Origin of the sequence: Catellatospora sp. TT07R-123, assembly GCF_018327705.1 — a bacterium.
Lineage (GTDB): Bacteria > Actinomycetota > Actinomycetes > Mycobacteriales > Micromonosporaceae > Catellatospora.
In genome coordinates this window covers 2,339,326-2,358,892 of sequence record NZ_BNEM01000001.1, presented here as the reverse complement: position 1 = coordinate 2,358,892, position 19,567 = coordinate 2,339,326, and the positions used below count along the sequence as shown (strand labels likewise).

Annotated in this window: 20 protein-coding genes; 7 read left to right on the top strand and 13 right to left on the bottom strand. The window is 71.6% G+C overall.

From position 1 onward, the window contains the following. The first annotated feature begins 35 nt into the window (after positions 1-35). Together Cs7R123_RS09990 and Cs7R123_RS09985 are read left to right on the top strand one after the other, a co-directional pair. Positions 36-1,031 (top strand): dienelactone hydrolase family protein, encoded by a 996-nt coding sequence (locus Cs7R123_RS09990; protein WP_212825413.1) that lies wholly within the window; start codon positions 36-38, stop codon positions 1,029-1,031. Then, entirely contained in the window at positions 1,025-1,732 is a 708-nt protein-coding gene (locus Cs7R123_RS09985) for a 4'-phosphopantetheinyl transferase superfamily protein (protein WP_212825411.1), read from the top strand. Before Cs7R123_RS09990 ends, Cs7R123_RS09985 begins: the two co-directional genes overlap by 7 nt. Here Cs7R123_RS09985 and Cs7R123_RS09980 read toward each other — a convergent pair. From Cs7R123_RS09980 to Cs7R123_RS09970, 3 genes are all read right to left on the bottom strand, one after another. Further along, the gene (locus Cs7R123_RS09980; RefSeq protein WP_212825409.1) at positions 1,711-3,159 is read right to left on the bottom strand and encodes an SDR family NAD(P)-dependent oxidoreductase; all 1,449 of its coding nucleotides are present in this window, start codon (positions 3,157-3,159) and stop codon (positions 1,711-1,713) included. The genes Cs7R123_RS09985 and Cs7R123_RS09980 overlap by 22 nt on opposite strands. A gap of 212 nt (positions 3,160-3,371) precedes the next feature. Beyond that, a complete protein-coding gene (locus Cs7R123_RS09975; RefSeq protein ID WP_212825407.1) occupies positions 3,372-3,596 on the bottom strand; it encodes a ferredoxin in 225 nt (74 codons plus the stop codon). Then, positions 3,593-4,801 (bottom strand): cytochrome P450, encoded by a 1,209-nt coding sequence (locus tag Cs7R123_RS09970; RefSeq protein ID WP_212825405.1) that lies wholly within the window; start codon positions 4,799-4,801, stop codon positions 3,593-3,595. The genes Cs7R123_RS09975 and Cs7R123_RS09970 overlap by 4 nt, the downstream gene beginning before the upstream one ends. A 122-nt stretch (positions 4,802-4,923) precedes the next feature. Here Cs7R123_RS09970 and Cs7R123_RS09965 point away from each other — a divergent pair, with 122 nt between their 5' ends. Further along, positions 4,924-5,694, top strand: coding sequence for a class I SAM-dependent methyltransferase (locus Cs7R123_RS09965; RefSeq protein WP_212825403.1), 771 nt, complete (start codon positions 4,924-4,926; stop codon positions 5,692-5,694). A 36-nt stretch (positions 5,695-5,730) separates the two neighbouring features. On the opposite strand, the gene Cs7R123_RS09960 is transcribed toward Cs7R123_RS09965, so the two are convergent. From Cs7R123_RS09960 to Cs7R123_RS09950, 3 genes are read right to left on the bottom strand one after another with little or no spacing between them, the layout of a single operon-like run. Further along, entirely contained in the window at positions 5,731-6,381 is a 651-nt protein-coding gene (locus Cs7R123_RS09960; protein WP_212825401.1) for a hypothetical protein, read from the bottom strand. Further along, complete coding sequence (locus tag Cs7R123_RS09955) at positions 6,378-7,808, bottom strand: AAA family ATPase (protein ID WP_212825399.1); 1,431 nt, start codon at positions 7,806-7,808, stop codon at positions 6,378-6,380. The genes Cs7R123_RS09960 and Cs7R123_RS09955 overlap by 4 nt, the downstream gene beginning before the upstream one ends. Positions 7,809-7,863: 55 nt before the next feature. Next, positions 7,864-8,457, bottom strand: a complete 594-nt coding sequence (locus tag Cs7R123_RS09950; protein WP_212825397.1) for a helix-turn-helix domain-containing protein — start codon at positions 8,455-8,457, stop codon at positions 7,864-7,866. Between the two features lie 69 nt (positions 8,458-8,526). Between Cs7R123_RS09950 and Cs7R123_RS09945 the strand changes: the two genes are divergently transcribed. After that, the gene (locus tag Cs7R123_RS09945; protein WP_212825395.1) at positions 8,527-9,741 is read left to right on the top strand and encodes a benzoate/H(+) symporter BenE family transporter; all 1,215 of its coding nucleotides are present in this window, start codon (positions 8,527-8,529) and stop codon (positions 9,739-9,741) included. On the opposite strand, the gene Cs7R123_RS09940 is transcribed toward Cs7R123_RS09945, so the two are convergent. Then, positions 9,675-10,349 carry a hypothetical protein gene (locus Cs7R123_RS09940; RefSeq protein ID WP_212825393.1) on the bottom strand — a complete coding sequence of 225 codons (675 nt, stop codon included), beginning with the start codon at positions 10,347-10,349 and terminating at the stop codon, positions 9,675-9,677. The two genes, Cs7R123_RS09945 and Cs7R123_RS09940, sit on opposite strands and share 67 nt — an antisense overlap. After that, a complete protein-coding gene (locus Cs7R123_RS09935; protein ID WP_212825391.1) occupies positions 10,346-11,083 on the bottom strand; it encodes an ATP-binding cassette domain-containing protein in 738 nt (245 codons plus the stop codon). Before Cs7R123_RS09935 ends, Cs7R123_RS09940 begins: the two co-directional genes overlap by 4 nt. A gap of 175 nt (positions 11,084-11,258) precedes the next feature. Between Cs7R123_RS09935 and Cs7R123_RS09930 the strand changes: the two genes are divergently transcribed. Continuing rightward, on the top strand, positions 11,259-12,350 hold the full coding sequence (locus Cs7R123_RS09930; RefSeq protein WP_212825389.1) for a hypothetical protein: 1,092 nt from the start codon (positions 11,259-11,261) through the stop codon (positions 12,348-12,350). 151 nt (positions 12,351-12,501) lie between these two features. Next, on the top strand, positions 12,502-13,476 hold the full coding sequence (locus tag Cs7R123_RS09925) for a hypothetical protein (RefSeq protein ID WP_212825387.1): 975 nt from the start codon (positions 12,502-12,504) through the stop codon (positions 13,474-13,476). Positions 13,477-13,529: 53 nt separating this feature from the next. Here the strand turns inward: Cs7R123_RS09925 and Cs7R123_RS09920 are convergent, their stop codons facing one another. From Cs7R123_RS09920 to Cs7R123_RS09905, 4 genes are all read right to left on the bottom strand, one after another. After that, a complete protein-coding gene (locus Cs7R123_RS09920) occupies positions 13,530-14,402 on the bottom strand; it encodes an endonuclease/exonuclease/phosphatase family protein (RefSeq protein ID WP_212825385.1) in 873 nt (290 codons plus the stop codon). A 20-nt stretch (positions 14,403-14,422) separates the two neighbouring features. Beyond that, positions 14,423-15,451, bottom strand: coding sequence for a family 43 glycosylhydrolase (locus tag Cs7R123_RS09915; protein ID WP_212825383.1), 1,029 nt, complete (start codon positions 15,449-15,451; stop codon positions 14,423-14,425). Between the two features lie 84 nt (positions 15,452-15,535). Beyond that, positions 15,536-17,173 (bottom strand): ATP-dependent DNA helicase RecQ, encoded by a 1,638-nt coding sequence (locus Cs7R123_RS09910; protein ID WP_212825382.1) that lies wholly within the window; start codon positions 17,171-17,173, stop codon positions 15,536-15,538. A 74-nt stretch (positions 17,174-17,247) separates the two neighbouring features. Continuing rightward, positions 17,248-17,787 carry a protealysin inhibitor emfourin gene (locus Cs7R123_RS09905; protein ID WP_212825380.1) on the bottom strand — a complete coding sequence of 180 codons (540 nt, stop codon included), beginning with the start codon at positions 17,785-17,787 and terminating at the stop codon, positions 17,248-17,250. Positions 17,788-17,861: 74 nt separating this feature from the next. On the opposite strand from Cs7R123_RS09905, the gene Cs7R123_RS09900 reads away from it, so the two are divergent. After that, on the top strand, positions 17,862-18,356 hold the full coding sequence (locus Cs7R123_RS09900) for a DUF1990 family protein (protein WP_212825378.1): 495 nt from the start codon (positions 17,862-17,864) through the stop codon (positions 18,354-18,356). A gap of 87 nt (positions 18,357-18,443) precedes the next feature. Here Cs7R123_RS09900 and Cs7R123_RS09895 read toward each other — a convergent pair whose 3' ends face one another. Further along, the gene (locus tag Cs7R123_RS09895; protein ID WP_212825376.1) at positions 18,444-19,508 is read right to left on the bottom strand and encodes a hypothetical protein; all 1,065 of its coding nucleotides are present in this window, start codon (positions 19,506-19,508) and stop codon (positions 18,444-18,446) included. Positions 19,509-19,567: the final 59 nt, after the last annotated feature.

Below are 19,567 nucleotides of genomic sequence, written 5' to 3'. Positions count from 1 at the left end.
GACGCGGAGCGGGGTGGGGCGCTAGGCTCGGCGCCGTGCCGGTCCGACCCCTCACCCGCCTCGCCCTGTGCCTGACGCTGGCCCTGGCCGGCTGCACGTCGACGGATCCGCGATGGCGCGACGCCAGCGCCCCGCCTGCTCCGAGCGGCACCGCCGCGGTCCTGGCGGCCGCCTCGGCCACACCGGCGCCGCCCAGCGCCAGCCCCTCGCCGTCGGCCCCGGCCGGGGCGCCCAAGGCGGCGCTGGCGGTGGGCGTACGCACGCTGAAACTGTCGCGCGGCGGCCGCAGCCTGACCACCACCGTCTGGTATCCGGCCACCGGCAAGGCCGGGGGCTCGCCGAAGGCGAACGCGCCGGTCGCCCCGGGCCGGTTCCCGCTGGTGGTGTTCAGTCACGGCCTGCACGGGCTGCCCGCCTACTACGAGCAGATCACCCGGCGGCTGGCCGCGGCCGGGTTCGTCGTGGCCGGGCCGACGTACCCGTTCACCAACCGCGACGCCAACCCGTTCAACGCGGGCGACATGGGCAACCAGCCCGCCGACGCCAGCGAGGTGATCACCCGGGTGCTGAAGCTGGACACCGCCTCCGGCGACCCGCTGCGCGGCCACCTCGACGCCGCGCACGTCGCCGTCGGCGGCCACTCCGCGGGCGGCTTCACCTCCGCCGGAATCCTCGCGAACAAGCGCGACACCCGGGTCAAGGCCGCTGTCGTCATCGCGGGCGGCTCGATGGGCGCGTTCAAGGGCGCCCGCACGCCGGTGCTGTTCGTGCACGGCGACCAGGACCCGACCGTCACCTACCAGACCGGCCGCGGCGCCTACACCGGCACCAGCTGGCCCAAGGGCTTCCTCACCCTGCTCGGCCAGGGCCACGGCGAATACCTGGGCCAGGGGGCCAAGGGCTTCGACCAGGTCATCAAGACGATCACCGACTTCCTGCGCTGGACCATGTACGCCGACACCGCCGCCAAGGCCCGGCTGTCCGGCGACGCCACCAAGTCCGGGGTGTCGAAGTTCGAGGCCAAGTGGTGATCGCGGTCTGGTGGGCCCGCCCGGCCGACGCCCGGCCCGAGCACCTGGAGCTGCTCAGCGACGGCGAGCGGCAGCGCCGGGCCGCGCTGCGCCGGCCCGAGGACCAGGCCCGGCAGACCGCGGCCGCCGCGCTGCTGCGCCTGGCCGCGGGCCGCGAGCTCGGCCAGGACCCCCATCGGGTACGGGTCGAGCGCGGCTGCCCCGACTGCGCCGTCCCGCACGGGCGGCCCGTACTGCCCGGCACCGGCCTGCACGTGTCGGTGTCGCACTCCGGCGACCGGATCGCGGTGGTGCTCGGCCGGGGCGGCCCGCTGGGCGTCGACGTCGAGCAGAACCAGCCCGACCGGGACGTCGCCGGGCTGTCCCGCCTGGCGCTCAGCCCCGCCGAACTGGCCCGCGGCATCCCCGACCAGGCCGGGTTCTACACGTACTGGACTCGCAAGGAGTCGGTGCTCAAGGCCACCGGCGACGGGCTGCGGACGGCGATGACGAAGATCGAGGTGTCCGCCCCGCACGAGCCGCCCCGGCTGCACCGCTACGACGGGCGGCCCGAGATCGTCGCCGGGTCGGTCATGTACACGCTGTCACCGGGGGACGGCTACCAGGCGGCGCTGACCGTGCTGGACGCGGCCGCGCCGGACGAGGTCGCCGAGCGGGACGGGTCGGGGCTGCTCGCCGGTCACCAGGGCGACGGCTTGTAGTCCTTCAGGAAGCAGCCGTACAGGTCCTCGCCGAGCTCGCCGCGCACGATCGGGTCGTACACCCGGGCGGCGCCGTCGACCAGGTCGAGCGGGGCGTGGAAACCCGCCTCGGCCAGCCGGATCTTGGTCGGGTGCGGGCGCTCGTCGGTGATCCAGCCGGTGTCGACCGCGGTCATCAGGATGCCGTCGGTCAGCATCTCGCCCGCGCTGGTGCGCGTCAGCATGTTCAGGGCGGCCTTGGCCATGTTCGTGTGCGGGTGCCCCGGCCCCTTGTACCGGCGGCTGAACTGCCCTTCCATCGCCGACACGTTCACCACGTACTTGCGCCGCGCGCCGGACGCGGCCATCGCCGCCCGCAAGCGGCTGACCAGGACGAACGGGGCGGTGACGTTGCACAGCTGCACTTCCAGCAGCTCGATCGGGTCGACCTCCTGCACCACCTGCACCCAGCTGTTGCTGGAGTCGAGGTCGGGCACCAGGCCGCCCGCGTCGATGGCGGTATGGGCGGCGATGCGCTCCAGCGAGGCCCCGCCGGCCGACAGCGCGAGCGAGGTCACCAGCTCCGGGCTGAGCTGCTGGTGCGGCATCGCCTGGATCGCGGCCGCCGCCGGGCTGTCGCCCCGGTAGTGCCCGAACGCGATCAGCTCCGGCATCGGCCCGTCCGGCAGCGGCGCGGACTCGGCGGCCAGCAGCTGCGCGTACGCCTGCGGCGACCGGCGCACCGTCTGCGCCGCGTTGTTGATCAGGATGTCGAGCGGGCCCTGCGCGGCGACCGAGTCGGCCAGCGCCACCACCTGCGCCGGGTCGCGCAGGTCGATGCCGACGATGCGCAGCCGGTGCAGCCAGTCCGCGCTGTCGGGCTGCGCCTTGAACCGGCGCACCGCGTCGCTGGGGAACCGGGTGGTGATCGTGGTGTGCGCGCCGTCGCGCAGCAGCCGCAGCGCGATGTACATGCCGATCTTGGCGCGGCCGCCGGTCAGCAGCGCCCGCCGCCCGGTCAGGTCCGCGCGCGCCTCGCGGCGCTCCCGGTTCAGCTGCGCGCACGGTGGGCACAGCTGGTGGTAGAACGCGTCCACCTGGGTGTAGCGGTCCTTGCAGGTGTAGCAGGCCCGCGCCTGGCGCAGGTGGCCGGCGACGTCGCCCTCGGTCGGCGAGCTCAGGCCGAACACGCCCGAGGTCTCGTCGTCGATGCGGCCGGGCGCCCCGGTGGCCGTCGCGGCGGTGACCGCCTCGTCGGCGGCGAGGACCTCCTCGCGCCGGTCCCGGCGCCGCTGCTGCTTGACGACCTTGAACAGGTGGCCCACGGCACGGCGTACGGCGACCGCGTCCGGGTGGCCGGGGGGCAGCTTCTCGACCTCGGCGAGGACGTTCAGGCAGGCTTCCAGGCGGTCGGGGTCGATGCCCTGCCCGTACTCGTCGACCGTCATGCCCCTGCCCGTCCCGTGCGCTCGCCCATCATGCCCGCAAACTGTACGCAGCCGAACGGGGCAGAGCCGAATCGCGCCACTTTCCGGGGCCCCACTGTCGGCCACGTCACGCCAGCGGCCGACCCGCCCCACTTAGCATTGACGCTGACCTATCTAGAGGACAGATCTTGGAGAATCGTCCTCTAGATAGGCCAGCGTCAATGCAAAACGGGTCAGGCGGGGGCGATGGTTTCGGCGGTGGCGGCGTCGGTGACCAGGATGGCCTCGACGGGGCAGCAGTCGGCCGCGTCCGAGACCTCATCGCTCGGGTCGACCAGCTCACGCACCGGGCGCGACTTCTTGTCGACCAGCTCGAAGTGGTCCGGCGCCGAGCCCGCGCACAGGCCCGAGCCGATGCAGCGCCCCGGGTCGACCTGGACCCGCCACTGCCCGCTCACCAGCGCACCGGAAGTGCTCGCAGACCCCGCACCAGCATGCCCTTCTTCCACTCCAGCTCCCCTTCGGCAACGGCCAGTTCCAGGTTCGGGAAACGGGCGACCAGCGAGCTGATCGCCACCTGGAGCTCCATTCTGGCCAGCTGCGCGCCGACGCAGTGGTGCAGGCCGTGTCCGAAGCCCATGTGCGGGTTGGTCTCGCGGGAGAAGTCCAGGTCCTCGGGGTGGTCGAAGATCCGCGGGTCGCGGTTGGCGGCGGCGAGCGAGCCGAGCACCGGCTCACCGGCGCGGACCAGGATGTCGCCCAGCAGGACGTCCTCGGTGGCATACCGGGCGAACGCGGCGGCGGTGCCCAGGGGCACGTACCGCATCAGCTCCTCGACGGCGGCGGGGATCCGGTCGGGGTGGGCGACCAGTTCGCGATAGCGGTCGGGGTTGGTGAGCAGCACGTACACGAAGTTGGGGATCTGGGTGACCGTGGTCTCGTGCCCGGCCGCGAGCAGGCCCGCCGACAGCTGCACCAGCTCCTGCTCGGACAGGCGGTCGTTGTCCTCGTCGCGGGCGCGCACGAGCGCCCCGAGCAGGTCGTCGGTCTCCTGGACCCGGCGCTGCGCGATGAGCTGCCCGATGTACCCCCACAGGTTGTTGAGGTAGTCCTGGATCTGCTCGGGGGTGAGCGAGGTGGTCGAGATGATCGCCTCGGACCAGACCTGGAACCTGTCCCGGTCCTCGAAGGGCACGCCCAGCAGCTCGCAGATGACCGCGACCGGCAGCGGGGTGGCGTAGTGCTCGCACAGGTCGCCGGGGGAGCCCCCGGCCTCGAACGCGTCGAGCAGGCCGTCGGCGATCTGCTGGGTGCGCGGGCGCAGCGTCTCCACGCGGCGGGCGGTGAACGCCTTGGCCACGAGCTTGCGCAGCCGGGTGTGCTCGGGCGGGTCCATGGACAGCATCCCGGAGTCGCCCTGGCGCGGGTGGGTGCGCGGCTCGTCGCGGCCGACGCTGGCGGCCCTGCTGAACCGGGCGTCGCCGAGCACCGTCCGCACGTCGTCGTAACGGGTGGCCAGCCAGGCCTCCTCCCCGTACGGCAGCCGCACCCGCGTCAGCGGTTCGGCGCCGCGCAGATGGGCGTAGAACGGGTCGAGGTTGAGCCGGTCGGCCTCGCCGAACGGATAGTTGCGGGCGGGCATGACCTGAGGCGTCTGCGTCATCGGTGTCCCCTCACGCGACGAATCGATTTAACTACGTGGATGGTAGTGTCGGACCCTGGCCCGGTCGATAGTTTCGCGTGAAATCAGTCGACATTCAGGATAAGTCAGTCGAGACTGGCGCCGTGAGCCAAGATCGCACATTCGACGAGCTGCTGGCCGAGGGCGCCGCGGCGCCGGTGGACGGCTGGGACTTCTCGTGGTTCGCGGGGCGGGCCACCGAGCAGCGCCCGCCGTGGGGATACGCCAAGCTGGTGGCCGACCGGATGGCGACCGCCCGCGCGGCGCTGGACCTTCAGACCGGCGGCGGCGAGGTCACCGCGGAGCTGGAGCACGTGCCGCCCGTGCTGGTGGCCACCGAGGGCTGGGCGCCGAACCTCGCCCTGGCCCGGCGCAACCTCGCCCGGCTGGGCGCGACCGTGGTCGAGCACGCGGACCGCGAGCCGCTGCCGTTCCCGGACGCCTCGTTCGACCTGGTGGTGAGCCGCCATCCGACCGTCACCGACTGGGCCGAGGTGGCGCGGGTGCTGGCCCCGGGTGGGACGTACCTGTCGCAGCAGATCGGGCCGCGCTCGGTGTTCGGGCTGGCCGAGTTCTTCCTCGGCCCGCTGGACGGCGGCACCGCGCGCGACCCCGAGACGGCGGCCGCGGCGGCGCGGGCCACCGGGCTCGACGTGGCCGACCTGCGCTCGGCGTCGCTGCGCACCGAGTTCTTCGACGTCGCGGCGGTGGTCGTCTACCTGCGCAAGGTGATCTGGATCGTGCCCGGCTTCGACGTGGCGACGTATCGCGACCGGCTGCGGGAGCTGCACGAGCTGATCGGGCGGGAGGGGTCGTTCACCGCGTACAGCGCAAGGTTCCTGATCGAGGCGCGCAAGCCTGCTCACCTCCACTGAACATCTGGCTAATCCGCTGACTGCGCATGATGTGGCCTACCGGTCTACCTGCTTCCAGCGTTCGGCCGTCGCACCGATATCCCTAACCAGCTGCCTCCAACTTGGTAGAGCTGATACTGGGCCGGACCGATCGAGCCGTTCTAGCAGCTGACGGCGGTGCTGATTGAAACGTTTTGCCATTGCATCGCGTCGACGCCCGGTGACGTCGGCGGCCTTTAACAAGCACTGTTGTAGCGTTGTCTTGGGGTCCGCAAGCCGTTCGACCTCATGGATTTGGGGTAGACTAAGTTCTTTGCGGCTGCGCGGATTGCCAGCAACAATTCGTATCTCCTCCTCGCTGAGGAGAAGCCATGCCTCAGTCATCCGAACGGGGATTACCGCAACGGTTTCGGCCATCAGCTCCTCGCTTACGGCTTTATCGATTTCATCGCGTCTTGCCTGATAGCCGGCGTTGTCGGCGTCGCGGTGAACGACGACCAAATCGAGCGGGGTACCTCGCAACAGCTGCACCCCGGCGGACACTCTGGAACCCACGTCTTTCTTGACTCCAGTCAGGAGGCTGAAGTCAGGCTTGCTGAGGTGAACCATCGTGTCGAAGTCAAGGAAGATCGACTCAACGATCTCGGCGATCGGGAGATCGGATGTTCCTTCCGCAATAAATAACCCGCTTCTCACCTGAGCACTCATTTAAGGAACTCCAATGGAAGCATCAGCTGGGCATTGGGGGGTGCGACGAGGTAGGCAATAACGTCGGCTTCGGTGAAGTAGGGCCCGGAACTAGCCGCAGTTCTCCAGGAGTCCTTGAACGGTAGGAGCGCGAGTGCCCGCGCGACTGTGCCGTCAGGGGACATCTGGGGCCTAACCTCCGCAAGCAAGAGGTCGGCCGTGTTGCACAGCTGAACAACACCCGGAGAATGAGTGTTTACGATTACCTGGCGGAACGGATTGGACTCGTCGGGAGCTTCGCTGGCGTCAACGGCAAGATCCTCGACCAACCGCAACATTGCAGGGAGATTTGCGGGATGAATGCCGTTTTCTGGTTCCTCCATGCATATGAGCCCTGTAAAAGACGGGTCTTCAAGTAGAACGCACAGTGCCAAGAACCGCAGCGTTCCCTCGGATAGAGCCCTTGCGGGAAGTCGTAGATCCCCCCGTTCCTCCAGGAAGAGAGTGAAGACCTCTCTTACTTGGTCGAGTTCGACTGTCAAGCCTTTAACTCCCACACCAGATAGGTCTGAAAGTCGGCCTGCTACTCGTGCATACGTTGACTCCGGGTCAGCGGTATCGGCACCTTGAGCACGCTCATGTGCGATCCGATAAAGCGTGGATGCCAAGTGGCGGCCATCCGGGCTTAGCTGTCTTGGCGCGGTCAAGCCATCGGGCGCCCGCAGCGCGGAAGGCTCCAGCGCCAATCGACGCCAACTTTGCATTTCGCGCCGTGCTGCCAGGATGGTTGGATAGTCATTGGTGGTAACTGTACTCAGAACTGTTCGTCCGGCTCTGGCTGCTGCCCGCGGCTGTGGTTTTCCAAAGCTTCCGCCATCACCGTGAACATTAATAACTGTTCCACTTTCACGAATCTCGGTGGACAGGAAAGCGCCACCTCGGCGTTCGCCGACTACGACGGCCGAGCGAAATTTCTTGGCGCTGTGTGGAAACTTCAGGTATTTGGCTGCCTCTCCCCGGCGAATATGTCGCAGTTCTTCGGAGAGCAGGCTCAGCCGTCCCACGGATCCCTCGCTCATGGGGCGCTCGTAGCCGAGCGCAAGTTCGTAGCGCAGAAAGGTTGTGGTCGCGCGTGCGGGCGCGCCTAGGTCGTCCTCCACCTCCGCGGGGACGATCATCTCTGCGGCGAGCTTGATGATGCGCTCGTGATCTCTGTATCCATCCCAGAACAGATCTCGCGGGTCTCCACCGCGAAGGCCCGACGCGCCTCTGACGCGTTGGGATGCCTCGACCAAACTGTCCGTGGCCAGGTATGAGATGAACTCGATCGCGTCAAAGACATTCGACTTGCCCATGCCGTTGGCGCCCGCAATGCAGGTAAATGGGCCGAAGTCGACGCTAATGTCCAAGAGGTTCTTGAACCCCTGAACCTCAAGACGTGTGAGCATGTTCGAGAGCTTAGCGCCGGACTGTAGAGCTGGTACGAGTCGTACGGTGTCGTCGCTACCGCGGGTAGCGGATCAGCAGGCTGGCGGTGACGGGGGTGTCGCCGACGGCGGCGTACAGGTGGGGGACGTCGGCCTGCCAGGTGAGGTGCTCACCGGGGCCCGCGAGCAGCGGGGCGTCGGCGGGGCCGGCGCGCAGCACGCCGCTGAAGACGGTGATGTGCTCGGTGACCCCGGCGTGGTGGGCGGGCGAGGTCTGGGCAGGTCCGGGCGGGACCGTCATCCGGTACAGCTCGAAGGTGACCTCGCGCTCGTCGAAGACCTGGAGCAGCGCCGCCTCGACCGCCGTGCCCCGCACCACGGCCGTCTCGGCCTGGCCGAGCAGGGCGGTGATCGGCACGCCCAGCGCGGCGGTGACCGACCAGAGCGTGTCCAGGGTCGGGTTGCGGGTGCCGTGTTCCAGCCCGGACAGCGTCGCCTTGCCGATCCCGGCCCGCCGGGCCAGCTCCGACAGCGAGACCCCGGCCGACTCGCGCAGCCGTCGCAGCCTCGGCCCGATCTCGCCGCCGCCTAGCGCGGGCGGGGACTGCTCGCCCGCCGCCCCGAGCGTGGGCTGCGGGCGGCTGCGGCCGGTTGCCGGGCCTGTCGTCATGGGGCTATCGTGCCCCATGACGACCGTGTTCCGTATACGGAACACCGCCGCAGGGGAGGGCGAGGCGCCATGGGACGGACGCTGCAACCGGTGCTGGCCGGGCTGGTGACGGCGCTGGTCGGGTTCGCCAGCACGTTCGCGGTGGTGCTGGCCGGGCTGCGCGCCGTCGGGGCCGACCAGCGGCAGGCCGCCTCGGGGCTGCTGGCCGTCAGCGTCGCCGCCGGGGTCGTCGCGATCGTGCTCGGGCTGCGCCACCGGCTGCCGATCAGCATCGCCTGGTCCACCCCGGGCGCGGCGCTGCTGGCCGCCACCGGCCCGGTCGCGGGCGGGTTCGCCGCGGCGACCGGCGCGTTCCTGCTCACCGGCCTGCTGATCATCGTGGCCGGGCTGTTCTCGCCGCTGGAGCGGGCCATCACCGCGATCCCGCGCCCGATCGCCTCGGCGATGCTGGCCGGGGTGCTGCTCAACCTGTGCCTGGCCCCGGTGCGCGCCCTGTCGGAGGTGCCCCGGCTGGCCCTCCCGGTGATCGTCATCTGGGCGCTGCTGAGCCGGTTCGCCGCGCGCTGGGCGGTGCCCGCGGCGCTGGCGGCGGCGGCCGTGGCGATCGCGGTGACGACATCCGGAGCGCCGGGCGGGGTGGCGGTGCGGCCCGAGATCGCCTTCACCGTGCCGACGCTGACGCTGCCGGCGGTGGTCAGCCTCGCGCTGCCGCTGTTCCTGGTCACCATGGCCTCGCAGAACGTGCCCGGCATGGCCGTGCTCCAGGGGTACGGCTACACCCCGCCGCTGCGGCCCGTGCTCGCCGGCACCGGCCTGGCGACGGCGCTGGCCGCACCGTTCGGGGCGCACGCGGTCAACCTCGCCGCGATCACCGCCGCGCTGGCGGCCGGGCCCGACGCGCACCCCGATCCGCGCCGCCGCTGGATCGCCTCGGTCACCGCGGGCGCCGGAATGATCACGCTGGGGCTGTGCGCCACGGCCGCGACCGCGCTGGTGCTGCTGTCACCGCCGGTGCTGATCGAGGCGGTGGCCGGGCTGGCGCTGCTGGGCGCGCTGGCCTCGGCGCTGGCGGGCGCGTTCACCCCGGAACCGGGGCGCGCGGCCGCGGCGGTGACGTTCGTGGTCACCGCGTCGGGCACCAGCCTGCTCGGTGTCGGGGCCGCGTTCTGGGGCCTGGTCGCGGGCGGGCTGATGCTGCTGCTGCACTCCGACGGGCTTCAGACCCGGTGGCGGCGCAGGCGGGCGTACGCCCAGAGCGCCGCCGCCGACCAGAGCGCCGCCTGACCCAGCACCGCCAGCACGCTGGAGCCCGGGTAGTCCTCGGCCGTGGTCAGCCTGGTGGCGGCCATCAGCGGCGGCACCAGCCACTGCATCGGCGAGGTCTTCAGGCCCAGCACGATCGCCAGCACCGAGCCGGTGACCAGCACCGCCGCGCCGTTGCCCGCGCCCCGGGTGACCGCCCGGCTGGCCAGCCCGCCCAGCGCCACCGCGGGCGGCAGTGCCAGCAGGTGCGCGACCAGGCCGATCGCGGTGCCCGAGCCGTCGTCGGGCTTGAGCGCCCCCGCGATCCACGGCGCCGCCATGGCCAGCGCGACCGTGCTCAGCCCGGCCAGGCCCGCGGCGAGCAGCCCGGCGGCCAGTTCGCGGCGCGGCGAGCCGACCGTGACCACGGCCAGCCGCCGCTGCACGTCCGGCTCGACGTCCAGCAGGATCTTGGTTTGCCAGGCCAGCAGCGGGAACAGCACCAGCGCCGACACGCCGTACGCTTCGGCGGCGCGCGCCTGGCCGCCGCCGTACAGGATGGACAGGGCTGCGGCGGCGGCGATCAGCGGCGCCACCGCCCGCCCGGTGCGGACGAAACCGAGCAGCCGCAGCCGCGTCAGCGCGATCACGAGCCGACCTCCTCGCGCACCCGCAGCACCTGGTGCCCCTGGGCCCGCAGCCGGGCCACCGCCTCCGGCAGGTCGGCGGCGGTCACCGCCACCTCGACGACGCAGGTCTGCGCCGTGTCCCCGGACTCCACCGCGAGCGTGCCGTCGGCCATGGTCCACCGGGCCGCGCCGGGCAGCCGCACGGTCTCACCGCGATGGTCGCTGAGCAGCACGCTGCCGCCGCTCGCGGCGACCTCCAGCACGATCTCGGGCACCAGGTCGCGGGTGGCGGCGTCCAGGCCCTCCCACGGCTCGTCCAGGATCAGCAGGCGGGGCGGCATCAGCAGCGCCTGGGCCAGGCCGACCTTCTGCGCGGTGCCCTTGGACAGCTCGGGCAGCCGCACCTGCCGGAACGCGTCCAGCCCCAGCCGCTCGATCCAGCCGCCCGCGGCCGCCCGCGCGGCCTGCGGCGGCAGCCCGCGTACGGCGCCGAGGCCGGTCAGGTAGGTCTCGACCGTGAACGGCTGGTCGGCGGGGAAGCGCTCGGGCACCCAGCCGACGACGGCCGGGCGGTCGGTGACCCGGCCCCGGCCGGGGCGCAGCACCCCGGCGGCGAGCTGGAGCAGCGTGGACTTCCCGGCGCCGTTGCGGCCCAGCACCACGACGATCTCCCCGGGGCGCACGGTCGCCGTGACGCCCCGCAGCACCCAGGGGCCGCCGCGGCCGTAGCGCAGCCACACGTCGTCGAGTCGCATGTCCGCGATTGTGGCAGCCGCCCCGGCCGACCGGGCGCCCGCGCCGCTGGGAATCGGCTGAGCGAATGCGAACCGGCTTCGCCATCTGGGGCAATTACGAAAGTATGTACCTTTCGTGAGTTATGAGGAATACATTCCTTGTAGCCCGTTTCTCATCCCCGGACGGAGTCGTTATATGTCTCCTGCGTCGCGGCGTGGTCTCGTCCTGCTGACCACCATCGCCGTCATCCTGCTCGGCCTGCCCACCGGCGCCTCCGCCGCGGCGAAGCTGAGCCACCGCAAGGCCACCGACATGTTCCGCGACGCGGGCATCACCTGGTGGTCCAGCGGCAACTGCTCCGATCGCGACAAGCCCAGCTGCACCTCGTTCGAGGACGTCCGGCGCACCACGGTCGAGGGCATCCTCACCCTGCGCGACGCGAGCGACTGCGCGATCATGGTGACCGGGGGCACCGAGACCGGGCACGGGTCGGGCACGTACACCCACTGGAACGGGTGGAAGCTCGACATCAGCAAGTACAGCTGCATCGGCAAGTACATCAAGGAGAACTTCAGATACGTCGGCCTGATCAAGGGCTGGGGTTACCAGTACAAGGCGCCGTCGGGCAACCTCTACACCGACGAGGGCAACCACTGGGACATCATCTTCTACAGCTGCGGCGGCTGCGACGGCGATGGCGACGAGACCGTGTCGCCCGCTCCCGCGCCTTCCCCGTCGGCGTCCCCGTCCGTCTCGCCCGCCGCGTCGCCCGCGCCGTCGCCGAGCGCGTCGCCCAGCGGGTCGGTCCCGCCGAGCGGGTCGCCGTCGCCGAGCGCGCCCGTGCCGCCGGTCGTGCCGGTGACGCCCTCGCCCGCTCCGGTGCCGTCCGTCTCGCCCTCGGTCCCGCCTTCGCCGAGTGCCTCGCCCAGTGCCTCGCCCAGCGCATCGTCCGGCGCCGCGCCGAGTGCGTCGCCGGGTGCCTCGCCCAGTGCCGCGCCGTCGGGGTCGCCGTCGCCGGGGCCGAGCGGATCGCCGTCGGCCGCGCCGTCCGCGTCGCCGTCGGTGAACCCGGACGAACCGCCGTGGGGCGTGGGCGCGGCGCCGGTCGGCCGGCCCGGCTCGGCTCGAAAGATCACGCCGTCGGAGGTCGTCGGCGCGGACGGGCCGGTGGCCGGCGACCCGGCGCTGCCGAGGATTCCCGGCAAGATCCTGCGCTCGGTCGACCCGGAGCCGTCCGTACCCCCGAGGGTCGTGAATCCGGCCCGAATCGGCGCCCCGTTGGGGTGACCCCGCCGCGCTGAGCTGCCCCGACCCGGCGTGCGGGACGCGCCGGGTCGGGTAGCTGACCGACACGCAGTCCATTTCGGAGCAGACTGGGGCCGCACGCCTGCTCGGGCGTGTTCGGCGACATCTCACTCCCTACAGGAAGCGAGTGCTCGTGAAGAACCTCATCAGGCGCCTGCTGCCGGCCGGCCTGCTGGCCGCCTCCGTGGCGGCCCTGCTGCCCGGCGCTCCCGCGGCGGCGGCGGGCCTGCACGTGGTCGACCTCGGCACGCTGACCGGCACCTGCTGCAGCCAGGCCTTCGACATCAACGACCACGGCGTGGTCGTCGGCGAGAGCCAGATCGGTGTGCAGGAGAACCCGCCGGAGCGGGCGTTCCGGTGGAAGAACGGCCACATGCAGGACCTCGGCACGCTGGGCGGGCCCCGCGCGTGGGCTTCGGCGATCAACGACAAGGGCGAGATCGCCGGTGCCAGCTCGCTGCCCGACGGCAGCGTCCACGCCTTCCTCTGGCAGCCCGGGTACGGCATGCGCGACCTCGGCACCCTCGGCGGCGACAGCGTCTCCGTCGGGATCGACGAGGCGGGCAACGTCGTCGGCTACTACGCCGACGGCACCGGCGGGCTCGGCGGCTTCCGCTGGCACGACGGCGTGATGTCGCCCCTGACGACCGGGTCGGGCGTGCCGATCATCCCCGCCTCGGTGTCCGCCAACGGCATCATCGCCGGCACGACCGAGGGCCTGACCGTCACCTGGAAGAACGGCGTGATCCAGACCGTCTCCGGCGGCACCGCGACCGGCGTCAACCGGTTCGGCGACGTCAGCGGCGACGCCGGGCAGGGCGCGTTCCTGCGCAAGGGCGGCGTGCTGCGCGACCTGGCCCTGCCCGCGGGCAGCGCGTACGGCAGCAGCACCGACCTCAACGACTGCGCCGACGTGGTCGGCTGGCGGACCGACGGCTACCGCTACCGGGCGGTGTGGTGGCCCAAGGGCGGCGCGGCCAAGCTGCTGCCGGGGCTGCACGGCGGGCAGACGATGGCCTGGGGCAACAACAACAAGGGCCAGATCGTCGGCCAGTCCAACCTCGACGCCACCACCGGCGAATACCACGCGGTGCTCTGGACGTACTGAGCGCAGACGGGCGCGGGCCGGCATCCCATGCGGATGCCGGCCCGCGCCGCGCGTCAGGCGACGCTGATGGAGAAGTCGGCGACGACGCCGTTGTGGTCGGAGTTGGTGCCGGTGACGATCCGGTAGTCGGTCATCCACATCACCTGGTACTCCTCCAGCCGCTTCCAGAAGTACACGTAGTCGATGTGCCGGCTGCCGTGCGTGCCGGTGCCCTTCTCGCCGTAGAGGTTGTAGACCGAGCGCAGGTTGGGCAGCTGGTTGGCCTCGAAGACCTGCCACGGGAACTTGGCGTAGCCGACGGCCCGGTCGGCGCTGAAGTCGACGTTGAGGTCGCCGGTGACGATGACCTGGCCCTCGTCCTTCTTCAGCGTGGCCAGGTCCTTGACGTCCTGGAACTGCTTCTCCGCGCACCGCGTCCGCGGGATGTCGACCGGGTGCCCGCCCTCCTCGATGCTGGCGTTGGCGTGCAGGTTGATGTGGAACACGACCCGCCCGCTGGCCTTGTGCCGGTACTTGGCCCAGGTGGTGTACCGGGCGGGCGGCACCTCGCCGGGGTTGGTGTCGCAGGCGAACACCTTGCCCTTGTCGAGCACGTCGAACATGCTCTTGCGGGCCAGCAGCGCCTCGTTGGACGCGGCCGTCGGGTCGGGGGCGAAGAACCACCAGCCGTTGGCGTCGGCCCAGTTCTGCAGGTACGTCTTGCGCGCGGCGACCTCGTTGAGCCCGACCAGGTCGGCCTTCGAGGTGATCAGCTGGAGGTCGGCCGCGAACGCGGCCTGGCTCAGCTCGTTGAGGATGTTCAGCGTGCCGGCCCGGAAGGTGACGTTGGCCGCCGCGGCGGGGGCGGCCGGGGCGAGGCCCACCGCCAGGACGACGGCGGCGGCCACCGCGACGGCGCGGGCGAGGCTGCTCTTGCGCAGGCGCACGGGGGAGTCCTTTCGGTAGGTCACAGGAACGCGCCGACGGTCGGGGTGGCACCGTCGGCGCCCCAGCTGAGGACGGCGGCGTACAGCGAGCGGCGGTGGTCGGCGCCGCCGTCGATCTGGCTGGTCGTGCACGGCTTGGTGCCGGTGCCGCAGACCCAGCCGTGCAGGAGCAGGCGCCAGCCGCCGTCCAGCGACTCGGTGACGTCGGCGCCGCCCGGCCCGCAGATGCCGGAGCCGGCGGTGGTCAGCAGGCTGTGCTCGGTCGCGCCGCCGAAGTGCCAGCGGTCGGTGGACCGTAGCCATACCGTGGCGTAGCTGCAGTTGTCGTAGCCGTAGCGGGACGCGAGCAGCACGAACTGGCTGCCGCGCTGGACCAGGACCGGGTTCTCGATGATGCCGTCGCGCTGGAGCAGCTCGCCGCTGTCGCTGCCGAACCAGGACACCCCGTCGGCGGTCAGCCGCACCATGCGCAGCGTCGACGGCGTCTGCTGGGTCTTGTAGAGCAGGAACCGCTTGCCGTCGCTGTCGGTGAAGGGGGACGGGTCGATCACCCCGGCGTCGGCGATCGGGCGCCCCGGCACCCGGTCGTCGCCGCCCTGGCGCCCGCCGGGGCAGACCAGGGGGTGGTCGGTGGGCTGGAACGTGGCGCCCGGGTCGGTGCCGGTGTTGACCGCGACCCCGATGCACCGCTGGCCGCCGAAGTCCTTCGCCACGGCCGAGAAGTACATGACCAGCCCGGCGCTGGTGCGCCAGACGTCCGGCGCCCAGATGCCGTCGTCGGCCATCCAGGCGGGCCGGGGGGTGAGATCCAGCCCCGCGCCCTCGTCGGTCCACGGCCCGGCGGCCTCGTCGCCCCGGCTCACCCGGACGGCCGAGCCGGTCGAGTAGACGTAGAAGTCGCCGTTCTCCCGCAGCACTCCCGGGTCGGCGATCGAGCTGGACGGGGCGTACACGGGGGTCGGCGCGGCCGCGTACGCCGCCCCCTGAGATGCCAGGAGCAGCAGCGCGGCCGCCGTCGTGATCAGTGTGGTCCGCTTGGACTTCCGCATGCGGCGCACCGTAGGCAATAGCCCTACATGAATGCCACAGTTTCACTCCAAGCTGGTCGCGGGCATGGCGCTGGTCCGGTCGGGCTAGGCGGGCTCCATCACGAGCAGGCGCTGCGACTGCACCACCGGCACCGACAGCGTCTTGTACCCGACCTCGTCGAACAGCACCGTCATCCGGTCCTTCTCGTACCCGAGCACCGTGCCCGCGCCCCAGTCGGCGTGGCGCACCTTGCTGTGCGGCGGGAACGGGACGTCGGCCGAGATCACCTCGGAGGTGCCGCCGTGGCAGCTGTCGCAGTGCCCGCACGGCTCGTTCAGCTGCTCGCCGAAGTACGCCAGCAGCGCCTGCATCCGGCAGCCGCGCTGCTCGGCGAAGCGCCGCATCAGGTCGATGCGCGAGCGCTGCCCGGCCTGGTGGCGCTCGTGATCAGCCAGGGCCGTCCGGGCGGCGAGGTCGGGCAGCGGCGCGTAGCGCGGGACGCTGATCTCGCCCTTGACGCTGATCGCGGCCGCGCCGACCTGCTCCAGCATGGTCAGGTAGCTGGTCAGCTTGCGCGGGCCGATCCCGGTGGTCTTGCCCAGCGTGGTGCGGTTCTTGACCGGGCCGCTGTGCAGTGCCGCGGCGACGGTGCGCAGCTCGGCCAGGTCGGGCGCGCCGCCGGTGAAGAACCGCTGGAGGGCCACGTCCTCGGCGCGGTGCAGCAGCAGGGCGTGCGCGGGCTCGCCGTCGCGCCCGGCCCGGCCGATCTCCTGGAGGTAACTGTCGGGGGAGTCCGGCAGCGCGTAGTGGGCCACCCAGCGGATGTTGGGCTTGTCGATGCCCATGCCGAAGGCCGAGGTCGCCACCATGATCGAGATCTGGTCGGCGAGGAAGTCCTGGTGGCGGCGGGTGCGCACCCCGGTCGCCATGCCCCCGTGGTACGCGTGCGCCTCGTGCCCGGCCGCGGTCAGCCGCTCGGCCAGGTCCTCGGCGGCGGCGCGGGTCGGCACGTACACGATGCCGGGCGGTTTGCTCGCCTCCAGCAGTTGCAGCAGGCGCCGCCAGCGGTAGTCCTCGTCGGGGCAGTGGGTGGCCTCCAGGAACAGGTTCGGCCGGTCCAGCCCGGTGCGCACCATGACCGGCTTGCGCATGCCGAGGCGGTCGATGATGTCCTCGCACACCGGCGGGGAGGCGGTGGCGGTCAGCGCCACCACCGGCGGGCGGCCCAGGCCCCGGATGATGTGCCCCAGCGCCAGGTAGTCGGGGCGGAAGTCGTAGCCCCACGACGAGATGCAGTGCGCCTCGTCGACCGCGACCAGCTTCGGCTTGAGCGCCCGCACCTCGGCCAGCCGCTCCGGCGAGCTCAGCTGCTCGGGCGTGATGAACAGGAACCGGGCCTTCCCCTCGCGCACCTCCTGCAGCGCCGCGGCCTGCCGGGCCGGGGTCTCGGCCGAGCTGACCCGCACCGCCCGCAGCAGCGGGTTGCCCCGGTCGTTGAGGTTGCCGATCTGGTCGTGCTGGAGGGCCAGCAGCGGCGAGATCACCACCGTCGGTCCCTTGAGGAGGGAGGCGGTGACCTGGTAGACGGCCGACTTGCCGCCGCCGGTGGGCAGCACGACGACCGTGTCACGGCCGCGCAGCAGGGCACGCATGGCGTCCAGCTGCGCCGGGCGCAGCCGGTCCCACCCGAAGTAGGACCGGGCCGCGCGGCGCAGCCGCAGGGAGCGGAAGAAAATCATCATCGCGGGGAGCGTAACCACCCGCGCCGACAGCGAAACCGACCCCGCGTGCCGTCAGTGACGCGTATGGATGAAGATCAGTTCCCGGCAGCCTGGGTGACCAGCAGCGCGACCTTCTGGGTCGCCGCTGGAAGATCTTTGTCACTGGGGCAGTCGGTGTAGGCCGAGACCGTCTGCTGCCCGGCCCGGTCCACGGTCACCTTGTAGTTGAACGCGTCCCGGCAGTTCGACGGCTGCGGGCTGCGGGCCGCCTCCTTGGCCAGCTCCGGGTCGGCGGTCAGCGTCTGGAGCTGGCTCAGCTGGTCGGCGGTGAGGGTGCCGGAGGCCTGCTTGCCTGAGTTCCCGACCTTCACCCAGCTGCCGTCACGCTCGACGCTGACGCGCTCGTTCACGCCCGCGATGCCGCCGGTCTTCTCTACGGTGACCGTGACGCCCGCGACGCGGCCGTCCGGCGATTGCGTGGTGCTCTCGGGGGTGTTGCCGGTGCCGGGCTCGGCGGCCCCGGCGCAGCCCGCGCCGAAGGCGAGCACTGCGGCCACGGCCGTGACGGCGAACAGGGAAATGTGGCGCCGGGTGCCGCGGGTCGCGCGGGCCCCTGCTACGGGTCCAAGGTCCATGAGCGCCAGTCTATGCATCCGGGAGCCGCAACGCTCGGTGCCGTCGCCCGGCGGGGCTGCGATAACCTTCGGCCGTGTTCACGTATGCCGAGGTCGGCGCCACCCGCGACGAGGTCCTGCCGCGCGGGTACCACCATCTGCGCTACCGGACCGTCCTCGGTGGCCCCGAGGCGATGGCGCCCGCGGCGCGGGCGGTGCTGACCTTCGCGGCCCAGCGCGCGATCGGGGTGCGGATGGACGCGGCCGGACCCCGGGCCGTGCCGGGGCTTCGCGTCACGTCGGGACTGGGCTTCGCGAACCTGCGGGTGCAGGCGCCGTGCGAGGTGGTGTGGGTCGAGGACACCGCCGAGCGGGCCGGATTCGCGTACGGCACCCTGGCGGGCCACCCCGAGTGCGGCGAGGAGTCGTTCCTGGTGGAGCTGGTCGACGGGCGGACGTGGTTCTCGGTGACCGCGTTCAGCCGGCCGGCGCTGTGGTACACCCGGCTCGGGTCGTACGGCGTGGTGGGGTTCCAGCACCTGTACGCCCGCCTGCTCGCCCGCGCCCTGCGCCGCATCACCGCCGCCTAGGCCGCAGTACATGCCCAAGTTGCCGGGCAGTCGGGCGAATCTCGGGCCCCGTGACGCCCGATTGCCCGGCAACTTGGCCAGAGGGTGTTACAGCAGTGAGTTGGCGCTGACGGTGAAGCCGGAGGTGACCGGGGTGCCGTTGACCGTGAAGCAGTTGACGTCGCGGACCACGGTGCTGGTGCCGATGTGCGCCCAGGTCGTGTTCAGGCCGCAGAAGTCCGGCGTGGTGCCGAACGCGGTGACCTGCACGGTGTCCGGGGTGAACGCGATGTTGGGGAACGTGACCAGGAACAGGCCCGCGCCCGAACCGGCGACGGTGTTGACGCCGAAGCCGCCCACCGAGTTGAAGTTGGTCGTCGCCGGGCCCACCGGCGGCTTGAACCACAGGTAGCCGAAGTACTTCGGCGGCCACGACGGGCCGTACAGCGAGACCTTCTGCTGGTAGGTCAGGGTGAACCGGGTGTTCATCGGGGCGCCTGCCGGGGTGAAGCAGTAGACCCACACCCGCTGCTCGGCGGCGAGCGAGTTCCAGTTGGCGACCTTGCAGCGGGCGTTGACGGTGCCGACCGGGGTGGCCTGCACGCTGCCGTCGACCGGCCCGGCGCTGCCGATGCCGGGGAACCGGACCAGCCACTGCCCGACCGCGAGCGGGGTCACCGTGTTGGCGGCGCCGGACGCGTTGTACTGGCCGACGATCGCGCCGCTGGCCTGGGTGTCGACGTAGCCGAACGGGCCGAAGCCGCTGACGCCCGAGCTCTGCGAGAAGATCGCGCTGAAGCCGCTGTTGTCCAGCACGCCGCCGACCTTGAAGCAGCGGACGTTGACGATCTCGTCCGCACCGGACACGCCGAACGCCTCGACCTGGCAGGAGTGCGGCGCGGTGTTGATCGCGGTCACGTGGACCACGCCGCCGATCGCGGCCTGGCCGGGGAACTTGACCTGGTAGCGGCCGACGCCGATCGGGACGACCGTGGTCGCCGCGGGCGTGGTGCCGGTGGGCACGACGGCGGCGCCGTTCCACAGCACGAAGCCGAACCGGTTGGGCACCGCGGCCTGGGCCGGGGAGGCGGCCGTGAGCACGGTGGCGAGCAGGGCGAGCAGGGTGAGCAGCGGAGCCAGGACGCGGCGCGACCGAGAGGACGGTCTGGGCATGTCCGACACCTTTCCGTTAGGGGGTTCCGTGAGGGGGGTTCCGTGCGGGGACGGAGTCG